General features: G+C 39.2%; 18 protein-coding genes, 1 rRNA gene and 2 pseudogenes (1 of these 21 running past the window's edge). 18 read left to right on the forward strand and 3 right to left on the reverse strand.

Annotated elements, in window-relative coordinates; genetic code table 11:
- The 9 genes and pseudogenes from ACQKKK_RS22895 to rpsI form a co-directional block, all read left to right on the forward strand.
- Positions 1–5, forward strand: a pseudogene (locus ACQKKK_RS22895) (DNA-directed RNA polymerase subunit alpha); its annotated part reaches 784 nt to the left of the window's first position; the annotation flags it as partial.
- Between the two features lie 107 nt (positions 6–112).
- Positions 113–298: pseudogene (locus tag ACQKKK_RS22900) on the forward strand (DNA-directed RNA polymerase subunit alpha C-terminal domain-containing protein); the annotation flags it as partial.
- 83 nt (positions 299–381) lie between these two features.
- Positions 382–744: a 50S ribosomal protein L17 gene (rplQ, locus tag ACQKKK_RS22905; RefSeq protein WP_061440393.1), complete on the forward strand. Its 363-nt coding sequence runs from the start codon at positions 382–384 to the stop codon at positions 742–744.
- Positions 745–1,110: 366 nt separating this feature from the next.
- A complete protein-coding gene (locus tag ACQKKK_RS22910; protein WP_427619337.1) occupies positions 1,111–1,950 on the forward strand; it encodes an energy-coupling factor ABC transporter ATP-binding protein in 840 nt (279 codons plus the stop codon).
- The gene (locus ACQKKK_RS22915) at positions 1,926–2,792 is read left to right on the forward strand and encodes an energy-coupling factor ABC transporter ATP-binding protein (RefSeq protein ID WP_427619339.1); all 867 of its coding nucleotides are present in this window, start codon (positions 1,926–1,928) and stop codon (positions 2,790–2,792) included. Before ACQKKK_RS22910 ends, ACQKKK_RS22915 begins: the two co-directional genes overlap by 25 nt.
- Positions 2,792–3,589: an energy-coupling factor transporter transmembrane component T family protein gene (locus tag ACQKKK_RS22920; protein ID WP_427619341.1), complete on the forward strand. Its 798-nt coding sequence runs from the start codon at positions 2,792–2,794 to the stop codon at positions 3,587–3,589. Before ACQKKK_RS22915 ends, ACQKKK_RS22920 begins: the two co-directional genes overlap by 1 nt.
- A 14-nt stretch (positions 3,590–3,603) precedes the next feature.
- Positions 3,604–4,344 carry a tRNA pseudouridine(38-40) synthase TruA gene (gene truA, locus ACQKKK_RS22925; RefSeq protein WP_427619343.1) on the forward strand — a complete coding sequence of 247 codons (741 nt, stop codon included), beginning with the start codon at positions 3,604–3,606 and terminating at the stop codon, positions 4,342–4,344.
- A gap of 267 nt (positions 4,345–4,611) precedes the next feature.
- Positions 4,612–5,049 (forward strand): 50S ribosomal protein L13, encoded by a 438-nt coding sequence (gene rplM / locus ACQKKK_RS22930; protein WP_034304960.1) that lies wholly within the window; start codon positions 4,612–4,614, stop codon positions 5,047–5,049.
- A gap of 20 nt (positions 5,050–5,069) precedes the next feature.
- Positions 5,070–5,462 (forward strand): 30S ribosomal protein S9, encoded by a 393-nt coding sequence (gene rpsI / locus ACQKKK_RS22935; RefSeq protein WP_034304957.1) that lies wholly within the window; start codon positions 5,070–5,072, stop codon positions 5,460–5,462.
- 138 nt (positions 5,463–5,600) lie between these two features.
- Here rpsI and ACQKKK_RS22940 read toward each other — a convergent pair whose 3' ends face one another.
- Complete coding sequence (locus ACQKKK_RS22940) at positions 5,601–7,043, reverse strand: DHA2 family efflux MFS transporter permease subunit (protein ID WP_427619345.1); 1,443 nt, start codon at positions 7,041–7,043, stop codon at positions 5,601–5,603.
- A gap of 171 nt (positions 7,044–7,214) precedes the next feature.
- On the opposite strand from ACQKKK_RS22940, the gene ACQKKK_RS22945 reads away from it, so the two are divergent.
- The 6 genes from ACQKKK_RS22945 to ACQKKK_RS22970 all read left to right on the forward strand — a co-directional run bounded on the left by ACQKKK_RS22945 (position 7,215) and on the right by ACQKKK_RS22970 (position 14,174).
- Positions 7,215–7,763 (forward strand): TetR/AcrR family transcriptional regulator, encoded by a 549-nt coding sequence (locus tag ACQKKK_RS22945; RefSeq protein ID WP_427619347.1) that lies wholly within the window; start codon positions 7,215–7,217, stop codon positions 7,761–7,763.
- Between the two features lie 259 nt (positions 7,764–8,022).
- A complete protein-coding gene (locus tag ACQKKK_RS22950; protein WP_427619348.1) occupies positions 8,023–8,550 on the forward strand; it encodes an ECF transporter S component in 528 nt (175 codons plus the stop codon).
- A 1,093-nt stretch (positions 8,551–9,643) separates the two neighbouring features.
- Positions 9,644–11,182, forward strand: a complete 1,539-nt coding sequence (locus ACQKKK_RS22955; protein ID WP_427619350.1) for a glycosyltransferase — start codon at positions 9,644–9,646, stop codon at positions 11,180–11,182.
- A gap of 564 nt (positions 11,183–11,746) precedes the next feature.
- The gene (locus ACQKKK_RS22960) at positions 11,747–12,172 is read left to right on the forward strand and encodes a DUF2521 family protein (RefSeq protein ID WP_427619352.1); all 426 of its coding nucleotides are present in this window, start codon (positions 11,747–11,749) and stop codon (positions 12,170–12,172) included.
- 83 nt (positions 12,173–12,255) lie between these two features.
- Positions 12,256–12,972 (forward strand): N-acetylmuramoyl-L-alanine amidase CwlD, encoded by a 717-nt coding sequence (gene cwlD, locus ACQKKK_RS22965; protein ID WP_427619353.1) that lies wholly within the window; start codon positions 12,256–12,258, stop codon positions 12,970–12,972.
- A gap of 143 nt (positions 12,973–13,115) precedes the next feature.
- A complete protein-coding gene (locus ACQKKK_RS22970; RefSeq protein WP_427619355.1) occupies positions 13,116–14,174 on the forward strand; it encodes a P-loop NTPase in 1,059 nt (352 codons plus the stop codon).
- A 37-nt stretch (positions 14,175–14,211) separates the two neighbouring features.
- Here the strand turns inward: ACQKKK_RS22970 and gerD are convergent, their stop codons facing one another.
- A complete protein-coding gene (gerD, locus tag ACQKKK_RS22975) occupies positions 14,212–14,787 on the reverse strand; it encodes a spore germination lipoprotein GerD (protein ID WP_061440402.1) in 576 nt (191 codons plus the stop codon).
- A 137-nt stretch (positions 14,788–14,924) separates the two neighbouring features.
- Between gerD and ACQKKK_RS22980 the strand changes: the two genes are divergently transcribed.
- Positions 14,925–15,605 (forward strand): KinB-signaling pathway activation protein, encoded by a 681-nt coding sequence (locus ACQKKK_RS22980; RefSeq protein WP_427619357.1) that lies wholly within the window; start codon positions 14,925–14,927, stop codon positions 15,603–15,605.
- An 89-nt stretch (positions 15,606–15,694) separates the two neighbouring features.
- Here ACQKKK_RS22980 and pdaB read toward each other — a convergent pair whose 3' ends face one another.
- The gene (gene pdaB / locus ACQKKK_RS22985; protein WP_427619359.1) at positions 15,695–16,447 is read right to left on the reverse strand and encodes a polysaccharide deacetylase family sporulation protein PdaB; all 753 of its coding nucleotides are present in this window, start codon (positions 16,445–16,447) and stop codon (positions 15,695–15,697) included.
- A gap of 131 nt (positions 16,448–16,578) precedes the next feature.
- Here pdaB and ACQKKK_RS22990 point away from each other — a divergent pair, with 131 nt between their 5' ends.
- Together ACQKKK_RS22990 and ACQKKK_RS22995 are read left to right on the forward strand one after the other, a co-directional pair.
- Positions 16,579–16,815, forward strand: coding sequence for a hypothetical protein (locus ACQKKK_RS22990; RefSeq protein WP_125162635.1), 237 nt, complete (start codon positions 16,579–16,581; stop codon positions 16,813–16,815).
- 281 nt (positions 16,816–17,096) lie between these two features.
- Positions 17,097–17,162 (forward strand): 16S ribosomal RNA (locus tag ACQKKK_RS22995); the annotation flags it as partial.

Raw genomic sequence — 17,162 nt, forward strand, 5'->3', positions numbered from 1 at the left:
GATTTGGAATCCGTTGACAAACGCATCGACCGTGTTGGAAAAATGGCCAAGCAAAAAGATAAAGGCGCAGTGGCTGAGCATGAAATTCTTGAAAGTTCTTGAGATGACGATCGAAGAATTAGACCTTTCTGTTCGTTCTTACAACTGCTTGAAGCGTGCTGGAATCAATACCGTTCAAGAGCTAGCTCATAAAACGGAAGAAGATATGATGAAAGTACGTAATCTAGGCCGTAAATCACTTGAAGAAGTGAAAGCGAAACTAGAAGAACTAGGCTTAGGTCTTCGTAAAGACGACTGATAACATGGCGGAATCAATCCATTATGTTGTGAGCCTTGTTTTAGACACACAATATAGAACTTCAACAAAGGAGGGAATCTCTAATGGGTTACAGAAAGTTAGGACGCACTAGCGCACAACGTAAAGCATTACTTCGTGATTTAGCTACGGATCTTATTATCCATGAGCGCATTGAAACTACTGAAGCACGTGCAAAAGAATTACGTTCTGTAGTAGATAAAATGATCACTCTTGGTAAACGTGGTGACTTGCATGCACGCCGTCAAGCTGCATCATTCATCCGTAACGAAATCGCTGACGCTGAGAAAGGCACAGATGCCCTTCAAAAACTATTCAGTGACGTGGCTCCACGTTATGAAGAACGTCAAGGTGGATACACTCGTATTATGAAAGTTGGTCCACGCCGCGGTGACGGTGCACCAGTCGTGGTTATTGAATTAGTTTAATAACAACGATGAAAAAGGGCGGGACAAATGAATATACTCACTTGTTCTATGCCCTTTTTCTTTTTTTAAATAGAAATTCTGTTTTTTAGAAATTCGCATTGAGTGTTACGATGGCTGGCGGAACCTGTTTGTACAGGGAGCCTTCACGTCTAGCTCAAGCATCCCTTCCCGCTTTTTTGATAAGCGATTATAAGATAACCTGTTTTTCGTAACAGGCCCGCTGTAAGCTGCTCTTAATTTACCGAAAATTCTTTCGGTGGAAGGGGTGCAGCGTTTTTTTATATTTTCAGAAGAAATACTACTATGTTTATATTGATAGAGCAAAGTTTAGATTAGACGAGTGCAGTCGAGGATGAGGAGGGCCACATGGTGAAGAAGCTGGTTTCTTTAAATAATATTATTTATAAATATGAGGGTCAGTCTCGAAACGCTTTGGATGATGTTTCTTTTGATATTCATCAGGGGGAGTGGCTTGCGATTGTCGGACATAATGGTTCTGGCAAGTCGACATTGGCGAAGTTACTGAATGGTCTTCAGTTCGCTAACTCAGGTACCATTACGATTAATGATCAACTTTTGACAGAAGAAAGCGTTTGGGATGTACGCCAGAAAATTGGCATGGTTTTTCAAAACCCAGATAATCAATTTGTAGGCACTACAGTTCAGGATGATGTGGCTTTTGGTTTAGAAAACGCCGGTGTTTCTCAGCAGGTTATGGTGGAGCGTGTTCATGGTGCGTTAAATAAGGTTAAAATGAATGCCTTTCTTAATCAAGAGCCGCACCATCTATCCGGCGGTCAAAAGCAGAGAGTGGCCATAGCAGGTGTAATAGCCTTGCAGCCAGACATAATCATCTTAGATGAAGCAACCTCCATGCTTGACCCAAGAGGCCGTGAAGAAGTGCTTGAAACAGTTAGGGAATTAAAACAAGAAAACGAGATTACCGTCATATCGATCACCCATGATCTTGAGGAAGCTGCGAAAGCTGATCGAATGATAGTCATGAACCAAGGCCGGTTATATCGTGAAGGACCGCCTCAGGATATTTTTGAATTAGAGGAAGAATTAATTGCTCTTGGTCTGGATATTCCCTTTTCAGTGAAACTAACCAAAGAGTTACAAAAAAATGGTGTTCGTGTGGTTGATGGGCATTTGACAGAGGAAGAGTTGGTGAAGGATTTATGCGAATTACACTCGATGATGTAGAATACCGCTATCAGGTGAATACTCCTTTTGAACATCTAGCCCTTCATGATGTCAATATTTCAATGGAGCCTGGAACCTATACCGCAATCATCGGGCACACAGGGTCCGGAAAATCGACGCTACTGCAGCATTTGAATGCTCTTTTAAAACCGACGAAGGGCAGGGTCTTCATTGGTGACCGGACGATTGAGGCTGGTCGAAAAGAAAAGGCATTGCGGCCGATTAGACAAAAGGTCGGAATTGTTTTTCAGTTTCCGGAACATCAGCTGTTTGATGAAACGGTTGAAAAGGATATATGTTTCGGACCTATGAATTTTGGGGTTTCTGAAATCGATGCAAAGAAACTGGCCAGGAAAGCTATCGCCCAAGTGGGTTTGAGTGAGGAAATTCTTGAAAAATCTCCATTCGACTTATCCGGTGGTCAAATGCGACGGGTTGCCATTGCTGGGGTACTTGCCATGGAGCCGGAAGTATTGGTACTGGATGAGCCCACAGCAGGACTGGATCCACGAGGACGCAAAGAAATCATGGATATGTTTTATGATTTGCATAAAATTAGGGGCATTTCTACAATTCTGGTGACACATAGCATGGAGGATGCAGCCAAGTACGCGGATGACATCATTATCATGCACCAGGGTACGGTGTTCAAAAAAGGAAATCCCCAGGAAATATTCTCCGAGCCAGAACAACTGTTGGAGCTTGGCCTGGATGTACCTGATACGGTCCGTTTTCAGCTCAAGCTCCAGAAGGAACTTGGGGTTCGGTTTGATCATCCATGTCTAAATATCGGTGATTTAGCGGTAGAAATAGATAAAGCCATGAAAAGGGGGAACCGCTGATGCTGGATAAAATGATTATCGGGCGTTATGTCCCTGCAGACTCCCTGATACACAAGATGGATCCAAGGGCTAAATTGCTCCTTGTGTTCCTGTTTGTTTGTGTCATCTTCTTGGCGAATAATGTCGTTTCTTATGGTTTACTTGCGGTATTCACCATCCTTTTGATAGGCCTTTCGAAGATACCGCTTCGTTATCTTTATAATGGGTTAAAACCTATTTTTTTCTTAATCGTATTTACATTCCTTCTCCATATATTGTTTACGAAAGAAGGGGAATTGCTTTTTGAATACGGTTGGTTCGAAATCTATGAAGGCGGTTTGATTCAAGGTTTATTCATATCCGTAAGATTTACTTTGCTAATCCTTGTTACGTCTCTATTAACTTTGACGACAACCCCGATATCCATTACAGATGGGATGGAAGAGCTGTTGGGACCCTTGAAAAAGTGGAAAATGCCTGTTCATGAACTAGCATTAATGATGTCCATTGCCCTTCGATTCATTCCAACGCTGATGGAGGAAACGGAAAAAATCATGAAGGCTCAAACGGCAAGGGGAGTTGACTTTTCATCCGGTCCAATAAAGGACAGGGTTAAATCGATTGTACCGCTGCTTGTTCCTTTATTTGTGAGTTCGTTCAAACGGGCAGAAGAATTGGCAACTGCCATGGAATCAAGAGGATACCGTGGCGGGGAAGGCCGCACGAAATACCGCCAATTGGACTGGAAGACGAGTGATAGTCTTTTGATGGTCTCAATAGGTCTTCTTACGGTCATGTTATTTTTATTACGTTCATAATAAGGAAGAGTACTATGCCAAAATATAAATGTGTGATCGCTTATGACGGCACGGATTTCGCTGGTTATCAGGTGCAGCCTGAGAAACGGACCATCCAAAGTGAATTTGAGGCAGTCTTAGCCCAAATGCACAAAGGCACAATTATAAAGATCACTGCTTCAGGCAGGACAGATTCAGGGGTTCATGCAAAGGGGCAGGTCATTCACTTTGAATCACCCCTTACATTTCCTACTGAAAATTGGGTAAAGGCGTTCAGCGCCCTTCTTCCGACCGATATTATCGTTTTGGAAGTCGATATCGTGCCTGACGATTTTCATGCCAGGTTCCATACGACTGGGAAAGAGTACCGATATATCATAGCCCGATCCAAATTACGTGATCCGTTTAAGCGGAATTACGCCTATCATTATCCCTATCCATTAGATGGGAAGGCGATGAGGGAAGCAATTTCCTATTTGATAGGGACACATGACTTTACAAGCTTTTGCTCGGCAAAAACCGAAGTGGTCGATAAGGTTCGAACCATCCAAGAAATTGATTTTGAAGAGAGCGATGGCTGCATGGTTTTTCGCTTCGTTGGGGAAGGGTTTTTGTATAATATGGTGCGTATCTTGGTTGGAACGCTCCTGGAAGTCGGCAGCGGCAAGATGGACCCCCGGGATATGATCGGGATATTGGACAAAAAGGACCGCAGTTTTGCAGGGAAAACGGCACCTGCCCAAGGCTTGTATTTATGGAAAGTATTTTACAAATAAAAATATTTTCGGTGTGATACCAGTTTTTTTACAAATGGCAAACAGGATGAAATCAGTAATGGAGCGGTTTGATGCCATACTGACCTTTTCATGGAGTTGCAAAGAGTGTTCTATAGACAACTTATCCTAGTGTAACATTCCCTTGACAATGAATCTGGGAGAAGTTAATATAATATGGTATGTATTTTAATCCCACGATAAGCCCCGGAAGTTTATTGTGATTGAAAATAAATATAAAAAATTAAAAAGTTTTTTAGGAGGTTAACCATGCGTACGACATTTATGGCGAAAGCTAATGAAGTAGAACGTAAATGGTATGTGATTGACGCTGAAGGCAAAACTTTGGGTCGCCTTTCTACTGAAGTAGCATCCATCTTACGTGGTAAACATAAACCAACTTTTACACCTAACATTGACACTGGTGATCATGTAATTCTAATCAATGTTGAAAAAATCCACTTGACTGGTAAAAAATTGACTGACAAAATTTATTACCGTCACACTATGCATCCAGGCGGTCTTAAAACTAGAACTGCTCTTGAAATGCGTACAAACTACCCTGAGAGAATGCTTGAACTTGCTATCAAAGGTATGCTTCCAAAGAATTCTCTTGGTCGTCAAATCTACAAAAAATTACACGTATACGCTGGAGCTGAGCACCCACACGCTGCTCAACAACCAGAAGTATACGAATTACGCGGATAATTACTAAGGAGGTTACTATCTTGGCACAAGTTCAATATTATGGTACTGGTCGCCGTAAGAGCTCAGTAGCTCGTGTACGTTTAGTACCAGGCGAAGGTCGCATCGTTATTAACGGTCGTGACATTAATGAATATATTCCTTTCGCAGCATTACGTGAAGTTGTTAACCAACCACTAGTTGCTACAGAAACTACTGGAAATTACGACGTTCTAGTAAACGTTAGCGGTGGTGGATACACTGGTCAAGCTGGAGCAATCCGTCACGGTATCGCCCGTGCATTACTTCAAGTTGATCCAGAATACCGTCCATCTCTTAAAACTGCTGGTTTGCTAACTCGTGACCCACGTATGAAAGAACGTAAAAAATACGGTCTTAAAGGCGCACGTCGTGCACCTCAGTTCTCAAAACGTTAATTCTATTATCGTTTCAAAGGCTCTCAACCATTTTGGTTGGGGGTCTTTTTTGTGCACGGAAAATTTGTGTAACTGAAATATTAAAAAGCATATCTGGGATGTTCCAGATATGCTTTATTCACTCTATTGTTAACAATTTTAGTTATGTGATTCACTTTTTGGGATTCCGGCTTTTTTAGGCATAAAGCATACAAAAATTAAGGCCACAAAAGATAAAATTAACATAAAAACATAGGCATCACTTGAGCCAAAGATAGAAGATAATGCATTTAGTTGAACAGCTGTAATGTTTTCATTTTGCATGGATAGCTCAGAGGCATGTGCAGTTGCTTGCATTGTATACACTGTGATGACAACTGCTGTGCCAATAGCACCTGACAATTGGCGAATGGTATTATTTACAGCTGAACCATGGGAACCCAATTCTCTTGGTAAAGCATTTAACCCTGCTGTATTTAAAGGCATGGTAATAAAGCTTAATCCAATTCGCAATATAATGGTGCGAACCATTAAATAGGTATAGGTTGTTGATTCGTTTATATCTATGACTCCCCACATCGAAACAATGATAAATAGTAAGCCTGTAATAAAGAGTGGTTTGGCACCGTATTTGTCATACATTTTACCTGTGACAGGGGATAAGAAGGCATTAATCACAGCCCCAGGTAATAACAGTAAACCTGCTTCGAATGCTGTAAAGCCGCGTCCGTTCTGCAAGTAAATTGGCAGAAGAATTAAATCCGCATACATGATCATTGTAATTAGTACATTGATGAAAGATGTCAGAGCGAAAATTTTATACTTAAATACAGATAAATTTAATAATGGATCGTTGGATTTCATTTGACGTATACAGAATAGCGTCGTCACGATTAACCCGACAATTATTGTAGTAATGACAACGAGATTATCCCATCCCTTGCTTCCTGCACTGCTAAATCCAAATAATATGCAGCCAAAACCAACCGTTGATAAAATGACACTTGTGATATCTAATTTTGCTTTTGTTGTCTCTGCAACATTCATTAAATATTTGAACGCTAGAATAATGACGATTAGAATAAATGGGGTTAACCCAATAAATAGCCATCTCCATGAAACATATTCAATGATAAAACCAGATAATGTAGGAGCTATAGCTGGAGCGAAAATTATCGCAAAGCCAATTGTCCCCATGATACTTCCACGCTTTTCGCTAGGATATAAATATAAAATAACTGTCATCATTAAAGGCATAATAATCCCAGCACCAATTGCTTGAATCATTCTTCCCGTTAACAGCATGCCGAAATTCACCGCACATGCACAAATTACAGATCCGATGAACAAAAAGAACATCGAGCTAATAAATAGCTGCCTTGTTGTAAATCGTTTCATTAAAAACGCCGTAATCGGCACTAAAACACCGTTTACTAGCATAAATCCTGTTGATAACCATTGTACAGTTGCAGGCATTACATGAAATACTTCCATTAAACCGCTCAATGCAACATTTAATAAAGTCTGATTTAATGTTGATAAAAAACATCCAGCAATCAGGACAAATAATAAAACTTTTTTATTTCTTTCTGTTATGTCCATTCGTAAACCCCTTCATTTTTGACTTGCATTCTCAACATTGTGTCGATAAAATCGATGGTAACAAAAATATATGTTCCTTGCCATGAACAGTTTTCATGAAAATGTTCACTAATCGACATAGAAATACATGTTGTTGAGAAAGTCAAAGAAAAATCTATAAAGGAGTTTAAAATGTCTATACCTAAAAAAGAAGATCCTCGTACAATTCGTTCAAGAGAAATGTTTAAAAATGCTGTCATTGCTCTCTTATGCGAGGATCCCGCAATTTCAAATTTAACGGTTCAGAAAATCGCAGCCAATGCAGGCTTAAATCGGACCACATTTTACTTACACTTTCAGGATATTCAAGATTTACTAACGCAAATCACCGATGAGATATTAAATGAGCTTTCCGATAAAATTGTTGCTTTAATACATGCGAAAGATTTATCAGAAAAACAACAACTAACACAATTACTTGATTATTTATATATCCATCGAAATTATTTACTTATTTTATTTAATACGAATCAGTTTGAGGAACAATTGTTTTTATTATTAAAGCAATTAGTAGAAATAAGAAGGAAGAATACCAAGAAGGATTTACCTGCTGATTATGTTGCCATTGATATTAAAACAGCCTCTTTGGTAGGTATAATAATATGGTGGTTAAGAAAGGGGCTTCATTTTAGTTCAGATTATATTGCCAATCAAATTTATTTGATGTACAGAGTGCAATGAATCTAAATTAGTTTGTATGAACTTTTTCATTAGGACGCATTTTTGTTAATTTGGTTGGGGGTGTTTTTTATGCCCGGAAAAGATTTGACCAACGTGCATCGGATGCAAATGAAACGCCGCGTAGATGTTGGTGACAGTTATGTTCCATTTTTGTGAACATGAGTTTATTTATAAGATAAAGATTTATTTGTAAAATCCATATTTATTAAGTTTCTGATTAGGAGTATGATAATACTTAAAAAAAGAAAGAGGACTTCATATGAATTCAACATTATCACCGATTGAAACAACTAAAACAAAGGCCTTGGTCATCAATGCACTATTCATTGCATTAACCCTTGTAGCGACAATGATCAACATCAAGCTCCCAATAATGGGTAACGGAGGTCTAATCCATCTTGGTAACGTTCCCCTTTTTATAGCCGCTTTGGTTTACGGCAAAAAAACAGGGGCCATAGCAGGCGCCTTTGGAATGGCCTCTTTTGATCTTCTTTCTGGTTGGGCAGCATGGGCACCGTTTACATTCATCATCGTAGGTTCAATGGGCTTTTTTGCCGGCCTCATCTCCGAAAAGGTTCCCGGCAAAAGAGAACTGGTATATTCACTGGCCGTTGCCGTTGCATTGATTATAAAAGTCGTGGGCTACTATTTTGCCGAAGTTATCCTTTACGGTAACTGGATACTGCCATTAGGCTCCATCCTTGGTAACGTTATGCAGGTTGTATTAGCGGGTATAATTGTAGTGCCGCTTGCAGGACGCTTAAAGAAAAGAGCTGCTCAGATATAAGAGCGGAATATATTATTGGAAAAAGCACGGAACGAAGGACAAGCTCAGGAAGCTGCCTGAGCAGGCAGTGAGATAATAGACCATAAAATAAGAAGCACAGTCATCGAGACTGCGCTTCTTTCGTGCGCCCGGCATGGGTGCAATCTATAGGGTGTGAGTCCCAAACCATGAAGGCAGAAGTAATGATTAGCTAATGCAAGGGTGTCCACGGTGAAGTGGAATATGAAGGAAACAAGCGGAAAAACTTCCGGTCTGAGGAACACGAACTTCATATAAGGCTAGGTATCATTGGATGAGTTTGCCAAACAAAACAAAGTCCATACTGCCGAAGGTGTACAGAGTAAATGAAGCAGATAGATGGAGGGAAAGATTGCACCATTTCCCGGGGAGGTCTGGTGACAGCCAAGTACACTTGGTAACCTGTCCAGTGATGGACAGCTGAATCATCAGAAGTCAGCAGAGGTCATAAGTCCTTAACTCCCGAGAAGATAAGGAAGGACTGAACAGATTAAGGAGGACGGATACTAGGCGTTCGTTATTCTGCAAAGAAGCAAATATATAATATAAATATAGTTCACTATGCCGTGTACATCTTTAATATTGACTACCACCTTAAATAATACAGAGTCTTTTGTGTGAAGATGCTCCCGCTTATCTTCAATTTTAAGGAGTTCTCCTAGCTACTATAGGTATAATCATGATACGGTAAAGTAGGTTGATGAATGGTGTCTAAAATATACGAATAACTTCCACGTCCGCATTATACAAGAAAAAACTTTGAAAGCTGGGTGTGATAGGCATAACAGGTCATAAGAATGTTGTTTTAGGATTTAAAAATATTTAGCAAGAGTATTATTTGACGAGGTTTTTGGTCATATAAGCGGTGCTGAGTTCTTATTTTATTAAAGTTAAAACTGTTCCGGTTAATGCAAAAGTTGGTTGATATTCGAGTTTGGACCTTGCTACAGCATTCAGCCGTTCTGAAAGCATTTGGGGGACCTCATACGGGCAAACATTTTGAGGCATTGAGTTTCCTTGTGCTCCTCCGGTGTATCTAGTAATATTAGTCTATTGATATTGGGAGGTTTAATGAATGTTTGAAAACAAAGTTTTTTTAGTTACTTATGGAATATCACCTGAGTCAGGTGGAGTTACGGTCGCTACATTAAATCAGTCCAAGATGTTTGCTGATGCAAACTATGACGTTTCTATAACGACATTTGATTATCAACCTCATTATAAGCAAATTTTTAATGAGCTTAAATCAATGAACCGGGTCTATCCTGATGTTCACCATTTTAATAAGTACGAATACTACGCTAAAAAAAATAACAAGGAAGGTTTAATAGACACCCGAATTTATGAAGAAGAATTTAGTACTGATCAAGATGGTTATATAAATATTATTAGCTCTAATGATAATCAAACGATTCATTATTTTAAAGACGGCGAATTGAAAAAGACAAAATACTATGATTACGATAATAGTCGTCTTATGGCGATTGATTATTTCAATAGTAGTAGAGAGCTTGTACAACGAGTGGAATTTAGTGAAGAAAAATTTGTTCTTCGCAAGCAATATTTTAGTGTCCGAACTCAAAATATCTCAAGAGAATCATACTATAACTCAATGGGATTCTGTTTTATGACTCGATACCATAACGAGGAAGGGGATCCAGGGGAAGTCTTTTTATTTGAAAGAGAAACCGGAAATATATTGCAGTTTTCCGGAAATAAGGCCCATGATAAACATTGGCTTAATGAACTTGCAGAGATTTATAAAATAGGAAAGCGTCTCCCTCTCTTTATTTCAAATGGCCAGGGAAGCGGACCTAAAATTATGGGTATTGATAAGAAAAAGGCCAAAAGAGCCTATTTCGTTCACAATAATCACTTTGAATCACCTTACTCTTATGGGAGTAAAGTTAAGAAGAAGTATGATTTTGTCTTTAATCGAATCGATAAGCTAGATGCCTTAATTGTACTGACGGAGAAGCAAAAACAAGATATTCAAAAGCAATACGGTCAGCATAATAATATATACGTAATACCTAACGCTATTACAATTACTGAACATGAACCCAGGAAAAAAGCGGATGACACAATTATTATGGTTACTCGATTAGAACCACAAAAGCATCTGGAACGTGCCATTTCAATGTTCCATTTGGTTGTGGATAAAATTCCAAGTGCAAAGTTAAATATATTTGGTAAAGGAAGTCAATTGAAAAAACTACAAGAAAGTATAATAAAACATGAGATGCAGGATCACATTTTTCTTAAAGGATATTCACGAAATATAAAAGAAGAAATAAAATCCTCAACGCTAAGTTTACTAACATCTAATTATGAAGGATTGCCACTAGCTGCGGTTGAGTCGCTTGAAAATGAAACACCAGTTGTATCATACGACTTTAATTATGGTGCATCTGATATTATTAATGATGGTAACTCAGGGTTTGTCATAGACCTTGAGGATGAAGAAAATCTAGCGGATAAAATTGTGTATTTGTTGAAAAATAAGGAAGTAGCTGCTCAAATGGGGGCTTTCGGTAGACAAGAAATGATTAGCAAATACTCAAATGAGGTTGTGCATCAAAAATGGATGGACATGCTAAATGCAATTTCATAAAAACCACTTAAGCTTCACGAGTGATTAATGTCCTGACTAGTATCTTTTGATATACGAGCAGTGAGCGACCCGAGGCAGCAAGAACATCCTTGGGAAGCAACCTGAGCAGCAAGTTATCGGGGGAAAGGCGTTTTGCTTTAGCGCAGCTCAAAGGCTGCTCTTCAGTTTGTAGACAAAAGGGGGTACGGAATATAAAAATTCCGTACCCCCTTTTGAAATTCGCTTTGATTTTGCCCATTTTTATTAGCTGGGGCTTTACAAGACACTATTTTATGCCATTTTTGGACCTTTCAACGACCAATTGGCCATATCTTCTTTAAATTAATGGCAGTGAAAGCTTTGCATCCGCGGATATACACTCATTCGTTTATTTGCGTTTCGCATATATAGAAGAATTCTGTTATCAAATCGCATCCTTCATGTTTCTTCTTCAATACGTCTTCCGAACCTATCCTCATTATATTTTGCCAATAGAATAAATGAATGGTTCAAAATAGAACGCAAAAACTAAATTATGTCTTGGGAAATAATTTGGGAAATGGGGAATTGCCCCGGAGGTGAAATATGGCTGTGATATTAGGTTTACAGGAGTTGCAAAGGGAAAGGCAATTGAAGTTCGAACGTAGATTGCTTAGGGATCTTTCTATCGAAGATATGAAGGGAAGGATTCAGCGTTACTTTGGACAGGATTTCATGGATGTTTTGGAGGAAGGCTACTTCGATGTTGCCATCGAGGCTTATTTATTAGGAGCGAACTATAGTAAGTTTGGCTATTACGGTGAGTCAGAAGAAGATGTAAGGGCCAGGTGTTGGAAGGAAGAGAAGTTTTTGACCGATACTCTTTTTAACTTTATTTTGTATTGGCGAGAAGTTACAGCGAATAATGCTTTCGATGAAGGGCTGTTTTATTGCTGTGAAGGGTTTGTAGGAGAGTGGTGGCTGGACGGCTTTAAGACTGGTGAAAAACGATATAAAATGAAATTGCATTAAGAAGGCAAAAATCCCATACCTTGTTCTAATTCCATGGTTTGTCCCATACCTTTTAGTATAGGAATCATGGAAGGGGAACGGTCATGCGTAGAAAGCTGAAATATACAGGAATCGCTATGGGATTGTTTGTCCTTTTTTTAATTGTAACTTTTAAATTTGTTGAAGATGATTCTTGGGACTCCTGGAACCTTCCGTTGTCGGGTAAGGTAATCGTGCTGGATGCCGGTCATGGGGGAATGGACGGCGGGGCAAATATTCAAGAGGTAATGGAGAAGGAAATTGCCCTTTCCGTTTCATTAAAGGTCCGGGACTATTTACAGGAACAGGGTGCCCTTGTCATCATGACCCGTGAGAAGGATGAGGATTTGGCGCAGGGAAAGACAAAAGGGATCCGCCAGCGGAAACGGGAAGACTTACGGAACCGGGTTGAAATGATCAATGATTCGGAAGCGGACTTATTTTTAAGCATTCATTTGAATTCTTTTCCGTCAGCGTCATCGAAAGGAGCCCAGACCTTTTATACAAGCAGGTTTGAGGAAAATGAACAGGTAGCAAAATTCATTCAGACTGAAATCATTAGAAACCTTGAAAATACAAAGCGTGATGCAAAAACGATAAATCATGTGTATTTGATGAATTATGCTAAGAAACCGGGAGCTCTTGTGGAAATTGGTTTTCTTTCCAATAAGGAGGAAAGGGAACGCCTAGTTAGTGATCGGTATCAAGAAAAGGTGGCCAGTTCGATTTATATGGGTATTTTACGTTACTTTACAGAGGGAAAACTATCGCAAGAAGAGTGATTTCTGGGTCTTGTGACGTACAAGGCCCTTTTTACTATGGGGAAATAATCAGGTTTCGCATACGGGCAGATAATAAGCTTTATTTCAGTAATATGTTATACTGAAAAATGGGAAAATAAAACGAATTCAAAGGGGTGGTCGACTTGTTAACAGAAGAGAAAGTACTGAATTTATTAAAGGATCTTAAAGACCCTTTTCTACATAAAAACCTTGAAGAGACAAATGGGATTATAGAAATCAAAATAAAACCTGAAAAGAATCATGTAAGCGTTAAACTTGCGATTGCCAAAACGGGGACTGCCGAGCAAATGCAAATGCAATCGGAAGTGGTGGACTTGCTGAAAACGAACGGAGCAGAATCTGTAGGCATCCGTTTCACGGAGCTTTCTGAAGATGAGTTAGCCAAGCACCGGGAAAGCATTCCGCAGGATGAAGCGGACCAAGGTTTGCTTGGACCTAACAGTAAGACACAATTCATTGCGATTGCGAGTGGTAAAGGCGGAGTGGGAAAATCTACGATTTCAGTGAATTTCGCCACTTCACTTGCTCGTTTGGGTAAAAAGGTCGGATTGGTTGACGCTGATATTTATGGATTCAGTGTACCTGATATGATGGGGATAACAAAAAGACCGGTCGTCCGCGGGGAAAAAATCATTCCTGTGGAACGGTTTGGCGTTCAGGTTATCTCAATGGGCTTTTTTGTGGAGGATAACGCGCCTATTATCTGGAGAGGGCCGATGCTGGGTAAAATGCTTAACAGTTTCTTTAATGAAGTGGAATGGGGAGAATTGGACTATTTAGTCCTTGACTTACCACCGGGTACAGGCGATGTTGCATTGGACGTGCATACTATGCTTCCTTCATGTAAAGAAATCATTGTTACGACTCCGCATCCGACTGCTGCCTTCGTTGCTGCAAGAGCAGGTGCAATGGCCATCAAGACAGAACACGAAGTCATTGGTGTCATTGAGAATATGTCATTCTTCGAAAGCAAAACGACCGGTGAAAAAGAATATGTTTTTGGAAAAGGCGGCGGCGCGAAGCTTGCAGAAGAGCTTCGAACAGAAGTTTTAGGTCAACTCCCGTTACAACAGCCAGATTGGAACGAAGAGGACTTTGCTCCATCCATTTACGCTGCAGACCATAGGCTCGGTAGGATTTACGAGGATATTGCTAAAAAGGTCATTGAAAAGCTACAATAAAATAAAGGCTGATTCCAATGGAATCAGCCTTATTTTATTATTTTGCCTTTTTATCCTTATTTTCCTTCTCTACCGCTTTAGTAGCTGCTTTATCCAATCTCTCCTGCATTTTCGCTTGAACGAGAGGACTCTCCATGGTTTCTATGATCAGCTCTTTATAAACGGAACGCATTTCCTTCGTTTTTAATAATTTATTCATTTCTTTTTCCATATCCGGTTCTTTCAATATATCCATGATCATTCCACGATACTGAGGATCAGCAGTTAAGTCCTTCAATACCTTTTTATGTTCGTCTTCTAAAGCTTTAGCATAAGCGGAAGCGAATTCAGGATCATTAAATGTCTTTTTCCAAAATTCCTTTCCTTTATCTGAAGTGACCATATCTTCAATGGATTTCTTAATGACATCCGAGTCCATAATAAGTTCAGCTTTCGTTTTATCATCGGAAATGATATCCTGGATGGCTTTTTTTCCATCATCTGTCTTCAAGATATCGACGACCATTTTCTTTGTCTCTTCATACTCCATTTTATCTGCGCCTGCTCCATTTTGAGCACAACCGGAACAAACGAGTAAGAATGACGTGAAAAGCAAAGCAACTCCCACTCTCATACGCAGGGCCCCTTTCATCCTTCTTATTGTTAATATGGTTCCAAACGGCGATATTATTCCTTGGTGGAATAAGTGGATTTTTCCAAATTTGGTTGGTACAATTAAGGAAATTAAATACAAATGTATGGAGGAAAACAATGAACAGCCGTAATTTAGTTAAATTGTTTTTAACAACATTGCTTATCGGTGGTGTAACGGGCGGAGTTGTAGGGTTTTTGGCTCGATGGAGTGAGTTTGAACCTTATTTTTCTTCTTTTGAAGTCAGTGCCATCCTATCAACGTTTATTTGGTTATTCGGTGTTGGATTAATTTTTAGTGTCATAAGCCAAGCTGGCTTTTTTGCCTATTTAACCATCCATCGTTTTGGTCTGGGAATATTTAAAAGCGCTTCTTTATGGAATGCCGTTCAAATTGTACTCATCCTTTTTGTTATATTTGATCTGGTTTATCTGCGATATCTTAATTTTGGTTCAGGCGAGGGGATTAGTTCCTATATCGTGTTAGCATTGGTTGTTTTAGCTGCAGCGATGATTACAGCTTATTTCAAAATGAAACAAACGAATAGACAATCATTTATCCCAGCCTTATTCTTCATGGTCGTAGTCACGGTTTTGGAGTGGTTACCTGTTCTAAGTGCCAATGATGAAAGCTGGCTTTATTTCATGCTGTTTCCTTTGATAGTCTGCAATGCTTATCAATTATTGGTTCTAAGCAAATTGATCGAACGATCACAAAAGGAATTGGCCAGTAAAAAAGCACGGAAGCAAACTCCAGCAAAGGAAATGAAAGCTGGCGAATTAGGTAAAGGCAGCAGCTAATCTATTGTAAGTCGGGCCATACATAAGGAAGTCAACATAAAAACTGCGTACTTAGGTTCATGAGGACCATTAGTACGCAGTTTTTTTAGTCAGCGGATTTCCTCACTGCTTGCCGATGAATTAGAAATCATTTCAGAAACGCTAACGAAGTTTAAATTTTTTGATTGTAGTTCCCCTAGTAACTCTGGCAAAGCCTTATTAGTTTGTTTTGCTGAGTCTGAAGCATGTAATAAGATGATATCACCCTTTTGGGCTTTGTTGATGTTCTGAACGATTTGATCAACACCTGGATTGGTCCAATCCTTTGAATCGATGCTCCAATGGACTACAGTATATCCGAAATTCTCGCTGATCTTTAAGAGGCGTTTATCAAAGTGACCGGTGGGCGCTCGTAAAAGTTCTATATTCTTTACATTCAGTTTTTTAAATGCTTCTTGAGCTTTAGAAATATCCCGGATGATTTCTTGATCTTCCATTTCGGAATAATCCTTATAATCGTAACCAAGCATACCGATTTCATATCCTTCTTTCCCAATTTTCTCTACTAGGTCCGGATGGCGCTCAGCCCAAGATCCCGAAAGGAAAAAAGTGGCTGATTTAATCTGTTCCCTTTTTAATGTTTCTATTATCGGAGCGGCTTTCTCATCACCCCAGCCAATATTGAACGTAATCGCGACATTCTTTTCCCCTTTATAAACCGCTTTGGGCCCATCCTTCGTGGAAAAAACAGGGGTGTGAAGGATGTTTTGCACAAAAAGGAACCAAGCGGTAAAAAGTGCCGTAAGTAAAATTAACGAATAATATTTGATGTTTTTTGCATGAAGCACCATGAAAAATTTCATTAATCCATCCCCTTGTCCAAAAGACTCTTGTCTTCCAATTTATGCGGGAGGATTATTGTTATGCAAAAAATCAGTAGAAAATTCATAAAAGGGATGTGAATGGGGAAAGATGTCTGGTGGAGGTGTGAATCATGCTCGGTTTATTGATTAATGACAAAGAAAAGATGGAATTGGAGTACCTGTTAAAAAGAGAGATGGATGAAATACTTTTCGATTTGCAGGATGACAGAATTGATCACTTAGTAAAAAGGGCAATAAACGAGAAATATAACATCCTTTTCAGACTGTTTAAAAGGGTGAGCACTGAGGAGGAATGCCTAATGTATATGAGGGTTAAAACGAACTTATCCAAGGGAAATCAGTCATGATATATAAATGTGAATTATATTCAAAAAATCTATTGACTATTAATTTATACACTGGTATATTATAAAAGTTGCTGCAACGTAGTAAAAGCTTTTTAAAAAAGAGTGAAAAAAACTTTTTAAAAAAGTTGTTGACGAAGCAGTAATAAGATGTTAAGATATTAAAGTCGCTAAGAGAGATAGCGAAAAAATTGCTCTTTGAAAACTGAACAAAACAAAGCGCCAACGTTAAATTTTAAGTGAGCACACACTATCAAAAAAGCAAAATGAGCAAGTCAAACATTTCTTCGGAGAGTTTGATCCTGGCTCAGGACGAACGCTGGCGGCGTGCCTAATACATGCAAGTCGAG

This window comes from Peribacillus sp. NPDC006672, assembly GCF_050274955.1.
Lineage (GTDB): Bacteria > Bacillota > Bacilli > Bacillales > DSM-1321 > Peribacillus.

What these genes read in the sequence shown, in the direction of transcription:
- rplQ (WP_061440393.1), top strand. Translation starts at nt 382, where the DNA reads ATGGGTTACAGAAAGTTAGGACGCACTAGCGCACAACGTAAAGCATTA.
- ACQKKK_RS22910 (WP_427619337.1), top strand. Translation starts at nt 1,111, where the DNA reads ATGGTGAAGAAGCTGGTTTCTTTAAATAATATTATTTATAAATATGAG.
- ACQKKK_RS22915 (WP_427619339.1), top strand. Translation starts at nt 1,926, where the DNA reads ATGCGAATTACACTCGATGATGTAGAATACCGCTATCAGGTGAATACT.
- ACQKKK_RS22920 (WP_427619341.1), top strand. Translation starts at nt 2,792, where the DNA reads ATGCTGGATAAAATGATTATCGGGCGTTATGTCCCTGCAGACTCCCTG.
- truA (WP_427619343.1), top strand. Translation starts at nt 3,604, where the DNA reads ATGCCAAAATATAAATGTGTGATCGCTTATGACGGCACGGATTTCGCT.
- rplM (WP_034304960.1), top strand. Translation starts at nt 4,612, where the DNA reads ATGCGTACGACATTTATGGCGAAAGCTAATGAAGTAGAACGTAAATGG.
- ACQKKK_RS22940 (WP_427619345.1), bottom strand. Translation starts at nt 7,043, where the DNA reads ATGGACATAACAGAAAGAAATAAAAAAGTTTTATTATTTGTCCTGATT.
- ACQKKK_RS22945 (WP_427619347.1), top strand. Translation starts at nt 7,215, where the DNA reads ATGTCTATACCTAAAAAAGAAGATCCTCGTACAATTCGTTCAAGAGAA.
- ACQKKK_RS22950 (WP_427619348.1), top strand. Translation starts at nt 8,023, where the DNA reads ATGAATTCAACATTATCACCGATTGAAACAACTAAAACAAAGGCCTTG.
- ACQKKK_RS22955 (WP_427619350.1), top strand. Translation starts at nt 9,644, where the DNA reads ATGTTTGAAAACAAAGTTTTTTTAGTTACTTATGGAATATCACCTGAG.
- ACQKKK_RS22960 (WP_427619352.1), top strand. Translation starts at nt 11,747, where the DNA reads ATGGCTGTGATATTAGGTTTACAGGAGTTGCAAAGGGAAAGGCAATTG.
- cwlD (WP_427619353.1), top strand. Translation starts at nt 12,256, where the DNA reads ATGCGTAGAAAGCTGAAATATACAGGAATCGCTATGGGATTGTTTGTC.
- gerD (WP_061440402.1), bottom strand. Translation starts at nt 14,787, where the DNA reads ATGAGAGTGGGAGTTGCTTTGCTTTTCACGTCATTCTTACTCGTTTGT.
- ACQKKK_RS22980 (WP_427619357.1), top strand. Translation starts at nt 14,925, where the DNA reads ATGAACAGCCGTAATTTAGTTAAATTGTTTTTAACAACATTGCTTATC.
- pdaB (WP_427619359.1), bottom strand. Translation starts at nt 16,447, where the DNA reads ATGAAATTTTTCATGGTGCTTCATGCAAAAAACATCAAATATTATTCG.
- ACQKKK_RS22990 (WP_125162635.1), top strand. Translation starts at nt 16,579, where the DNA reads ATGCTCGGTTTATTGATTAATGACAAAGAAAAGATGGAATTGGAGTAC.